At 67.9% G+C, this 4,317-nt stretch carries 7 protein-coding genes; 3 read left to right on the top strand and 4 right to left on the bottom strand.

From position 1 onward, the window contains the following. Positions 1-544, top strand: a 544-nt coding sequence (locus tag AC2VON_RS02685) for a family 1 encapsulin nanocompartment shell protein (protein WP_486951553.1), incomplete at its 5' end; no start/stop codon positions are given. 46 nt (positions 545-590) lie between these two features. On the opposite strand, the gene purQ is transcribed toward AC2VON_RS02685, so the two are convergent. The 3 genes from purQ to AC2VON_RS02670 are packed head-to-tail and all read right to left on the bottom strand — an operon-like array spanning position 591 to position 2,305. Continuing rightward, the gene (gene purQ, locus AC2VON_RS02680) at positions 591-1,268 is read right to left on the bottom strand and encodes a phosphoribosylformylglycinamidine synthase subunit PurQ (RefSeq protein WP_486951552.1); all 678 of its coding nucleotides are present in this window, start codon (positions 1,266-1,268) and stop codon (positions 591-593) included. Continuing rightward, on the bottom strand, positions 1,265-1,504 hold the full coding sequence (gene purS / locus AC2VON_RS02675) for a phosphoribosylformylglycinamidine synthase subunit PurS (protein WP_486951551.1): 240 nt from the start codon (positions 1,502-1,504) through the stop codon (positions 1,265-1,267). The genes purQ and purS overlap by 4 nt, the downstream gene beginning before the upstream one ends. Before the next feature lie 48 nt (positions 1,505-1,552). Continuing rightward, positions 1,553-2,305 carry an ATPase gene (locus tag AC2VON_RS02670; protein WP_486951550.1) on the bottom strand — a complete coding sequence of 251 codons (753 nt, stop codon included), beginning with the start codon at positions 2,303-2,305 and terminating at the stop codon, positions 1,553-1,555. On the opposite strand from AC2VON_RS02670, the gene AC2VON_RS02665 reads away from it, so the two are divergent. Further along, on the top strand, positions 2,282-2,920 hold the full coding sequence (locus AC2VON_RS02665) for an MBL fold metallo-hydrolase (protein ID WP_486951549.1): 639 nt from the start codon (positions 2,282-2,284) through the stop codon (positions 2,918-2,920). The genes AC2VON_RS02670 and AC2VON_RS02665 overlap by 24 nt on opposite strands. An 87-nt stretch (positions 2,921-3,007) precedes the next feature. Here AC2VON_RS02665 and AC2VON_RS02660 read toward each other — a convergent pair whose 3' ends face one another. Further along, the gene (locus tag AC2VON_RS02660; RefSeq protein WP_486951548.1) at positions 3,008-3,397 is read right to left on the bottom strand and encodes an ArsR/SmtB family transcription factor; all 390 of its coding nucleotides are present in this window, start codon (positions 3,395-3,397) and stop codon (positions 3,008-3,010) included. 197 nt (positions 3,398-3,594) lie between these two features. Here AC2VON_RS02660 and AC2VON_RS02655 point away from each other — a divergent pair. Next, positions 3,595-4,317, top strand: a 723-nt coding sequence (locus AC2VON_RS02655; protein ID WP_486951547.1) for a sulfurtransferase, incomplete at its 3' end; no start/stop codon positions are given.

Here is a 4,317-nt window from a genome sequence, read left to right as displayed (position 1 = left end):
GACCGAGATCGACGACGTAGAACGCGGTTCGCAGGACGCCGACTGGGATCCGGTCAAAGACGCGGCGAAGAAGCTGGCGTTCGCCGAGGATCGGGCGGTCTTCGAGGGTTACGCCGCCGCGTCGATCGGGGGTATCCGCAGCGCCAGCTCGAACCCGCCGTTGACCCTGCCCGACGATGCCCGCGACATTCCTGACGTGATCAGCCAGGCGCTGTCGGCGCTGCGGCTGGCCGGTGTCGACGGGCCGTATTCGGTGCTGCTGTCGGCCGACGTCTACACCAAAGTCAGCGAAACCACCCAGCACGGCTACCCGATTCGTGAGCATCTGCGCCGTCTGGTCGGCGACGGCGACATCATCTGGGCGCCGGCCGTCGACGGTGCGTTCGTGCTGACCACCCGCGGCGGCGACTTCGACCTGCAGTTGGGCACCGACGTCTCGATCGGCTACACCGCCCACGACGCCGACACCGTGCGGCTGTACCTGCAGGAGACGCTGACGTTTCTGTGCCACACCGCCGAGGCCTCGGTCACGCTCAGCGCATAGTCCCTCTCCCTGCGTTGTATCCGATCTTCAGCGGACACCACAGCCATCACAACCTGAGCACGGTGTCCAGCGCGGAGTAGAACAGGCCCAGCCCGTCGTCCGAAGGACCGGTCAGTGCTTCGACGGCGTGCTCGGGGTGGGGCATCAGGCCGACGATGCGACCGTCGGCCGAGCTGATCCCGGCGATGTCGCGCATCGAGCCGTTGACGTCGTCGAGGTAGCGGAATACCACCCGGCCCTCGCTCTCCAACTCGTCGAGCACCCGCTCGGAGGCCACGTAGCGTCCCTCGCCGGACTTCAACGGCACCAGCAGGTCCGCGTCCGGCTCGAACCGCGAGGTCCACGCCGTCACGTTCGAGGCCACCCGCAGCCACACGTCGCGGCAGACGAAATCCAGACCGGCGTTGCGGGTGAGCGCGCCCGGCAGCAGCCCGGCTTCACACAGCACCTGAAAACCGTTGCAAATGCCCAGCACCGGCAGACCGTGACCTGCGGCCTCGATGACTTCGCTCATCACCGGGGCGAACCGGGCGATCGCCCCCGCACGCAGGTAGTCCCCGTAGGAGAAGCCGCCCGGAACCACCACCGCGTCGACACCTTTCAGGTCGGCGTCGGCATGCCAGAGGCTGACGGCCTGCGCGCCGACAAAGCGCACCGCGCGGGCAGCGTCGACGTCGTCGAGCGTGCCGGGAAAGGTGATGACACCGATCCGCCCGGCCGTCACCGCTCCTCCCGGCTTAGGGTCCAGTCTTCGATCACCGTGTTGGCCAGCAGCGACTCGGCGATCTCGGCCAGCTCAGAATCACCGACCGAATCATCGACCTCAATCTCAAATCGCTTGCCCTGCCGAACATCCGAGACACCGACGTGCCCGAGCCTGGTCAACGCACCGACGATCGCCTGACCCTGCGGATCGAGAATCTCGGCTTTGGGCATCACATGTACAACCACCCGGGACAAGGGCTCTCCTCCTCAAGCCTCCTCAAGGCCTGCATGCTCGCGCCAACTCTACCGTTGGCACGACCCGATATAGGCGACGCAGAGCGGCGCAGTCAGCGCATGCAGCACCGCGCCGTCGTCCGGTGCCAGCGGCCACGGCACCTCCGGCGGCGCCGACGACCACAGGGTGAGCTCACTGACGGTACTGCTCGGCAGGTGCGCCACCAGGTAGGTGTGGACGATCACCGGCCCGCTGATCACCCCGGCCAGCCGATCCGGCTCGTCGGTGGTGAGCGACGGCGACTGCAGCGGTGCCCCGCGCTGGCAATCGCGCAGCGCACCGCGGGCGGCGTCGAACACCGACGCGGCCAGCTGGCCGCCGCGCCACGTGTCGCCGCGCCAGTGCAGGATCTGAGCCTGCAACTGCCACTTGCCTTCCGGTTCGGCCACGCCGGCCCGCGCGGCGACCGCATACTCGCGGGGGTCCGTCGGCATCGGCGGGGTAGCGCACAGCTGCTCGAACCTGAACCGCGGCGTCAATTGTGGTGTGCCGGCCAACTGCGCGGCCACGCTCGCCGGTGCCGGCCAGCGGTACACCGAGTTCAACGGCAGACCCGAGGGGTCGATCCAGGCGGAATTGGGGATCTGGTCACACAGCGTGGGACAGGTCTCGGGCTCGGCGCGCGCGGACGCACCGGATAATGCGACCACCGCCTGCCCAGCGGCGATCAGCACCGCAGCGATGCTTGCCCGGCTTTCCCGCATCCCGAAACCCCCTTTGAGCGCACAATCGTAGACATGAAACTGACGCATTTCGGTCATTCCTGCCTACGTACCGAATTCGATCACACCGCCCTGCTGTTCGACCCGGGCACCTTCTCGCACGGTTTCGAGGGCATCACGGGCCTGGCGGCTATCCTGGTCACCCATCAGCATCCCGACCACGTGGACACTGCGCGGCTTCCGGCCCTCATCGCGGCCAATCCGGGTGCGGCGCTCTACGCCGATCCGCAGACCGCCGCCAAGCTGGGAGCGCCCTGGCGAGCGGTTCGGGTCGGTGACCAGTTCACGATCGACGGGCTGACGGTGCGGGGCGTCGGCGGGCGGCACGCGGTGATCCACCCGGAGATCCCGGGGATCGACAACATCTCATACCTGGTCGGCGACGACGCGCACGCGGCCCGATTCATGCATCCCGGCGACGCGCTGTTCGTCCCGGGCGAGCCGGTCGACGTGCTGGCCGCCCCGGCGGCGGCGCCGTGGATGAAGATCGCCGAGGCCGTCGACTATCTGCGCGCGGTGGCGCCCGCGCGTGCGGTGCCCATCCACCAGGGCATCATCGCCCCCGATGCCCGGGGCATCTACCACGGCCGGCTCGCCGAGATGACCGACACCGACTTTCAGGTGCTGCCCGAGGAGAGCACGGTCACGTTCTGAGGGATTGGGCACAGCGGCGCACCGCCGCCAAGGATCCGGGCGCGGTCTGGTCGGGTCTAGTCGTAACTCCTTGGACGTGTTGCCTTGTCAGGAAGTGGTGTCCGGCGAGATCGGCCCCGCCACCCGGCGGATGTCGGCCAGCCGGTCTTCACAGATGCGGTAGAAGACCCAGCTTCCGCGACGCTCCCTGGTGACCAGGCCGGCCTCGTGCAGGACCTTCACGTGGTAGCTCACGCTGGGTTGGGAGATACCGAGTGGTCCGGTCATGTCGTAGCCGCATTCCCCGCCGGGTCTGGCTCTGAGCAATCCGAGGAGTTGGACTCTGGTCGGGTCAGCCAGCGCCTTGAACAACTTGGCGATCCGTTCGGCCTCGGCGCGGGACACGGCTTCGTCCAGCCGCGGATAGGGGCTGGTGTCCTCGGTCTTTGCCGCTGTGGATGCCGCCGTAGCTGTGGGGGTGTTCCGAGCAACTGGCATATCAAGATATTGACAATTATCGAATAGCGTTGCAAGCTCCCAGGAGCATCCCTTGCGTCCATCTACTGGAGACGAGCGTGTCCAAGCTCCCCGATCCCGGTGTTCGGTACCCGACGACCGATGTTGGCTGAGAATGCCGGCGCCGCGGGCCGGCCAGCACGACCGGACAGTCCCCACGTGCCGGCGGGAGCAGCCTGATGGCCGGTCAACGGTCCGGTGCGGTGACCTACCGCCATCCTGAAGCCCTGGCCACACCCGAGTGGCTCGCTGAGCATCTCGACGACCCGTCGGTCCGGGTGGTGGATGCCCGCTTCGCCATCCGGGCCACCGCCGGGGGAGCGCTGGCTGGAGCCGCCGAGCACGACGCCTACCGCGCGGCCCACATTCCCGGCGCGGTGTTCATGGACGTAATGGGTGACCTGGCCGATCCGGACGACCCGGTCGTGGTGGTCGCGCCGGAGCGGTTCGAGGACCTGATGAGTCGCCTCGGGATCGGCGATAAGACCACGGTGGTGGTCTACGACGGCCAAGGGGGAACCTGGGCTGCTCGGCTGTGGTGGGCTCTGCGCTACTACGGCCACGACGCCGTCAAGCTGCTCGACGGCGGTCTCACCCGCTGGCAGGTGAAAGGATTCCCGCTCGATAGCGAGGTGCCCGACCCTGCTCCGGTGACGTTCACCGCCCGGGTCCGGCCCGAACTGCGGGTGAACGGTGATCAAGTGGCACAAGCCATCGGCCGTGACGACGTCTGCATCGTCGACGCGCTGCCGGAAATCTTCTTTACCGGTGCGGCTCGCCTCTACCCGAACCACCGGGCCGGTCATATCCCGACCGCCTACAACGTGCCGGCGCCGTCCCACGTGGACCCGGTCAGCCATAGGTTGTTGCCCGCGACCGAGCTGGCCCGGCTGTGGGAACCG

Source organism: Mycobacterium sp. TH-M82, assembly GCF_057473605.1.
This window is presented reverse-complemented; position numbering and strand designations above follow the sequence as displayed.

Bases quoted from the DNA above. Each gene is read 5' to 3' on its own strand.
- AC2VON_RS02670 (WP_486951550.1), bottom strand. From the start codon at position 2,305: ATGACCGAAATGCGTCAGTTTCATGTCTACGATTGTGCGCTCAAAGGG.
- AC2VON_RS02665 (WP_486951549.1), top strand. From the start codon at position 2,282: ATGAAACTGACGCATTTCGGTCATTCCTGCCTACGTACCGAATTCGAT.
- AC2VON_RS02660 (WP_486951548.1), bottom strand. From the start codon at position 3,397: ATGCCAGTTGCTCGGAACACCCCCACAGCTACGGCGGCATCCACAGCG.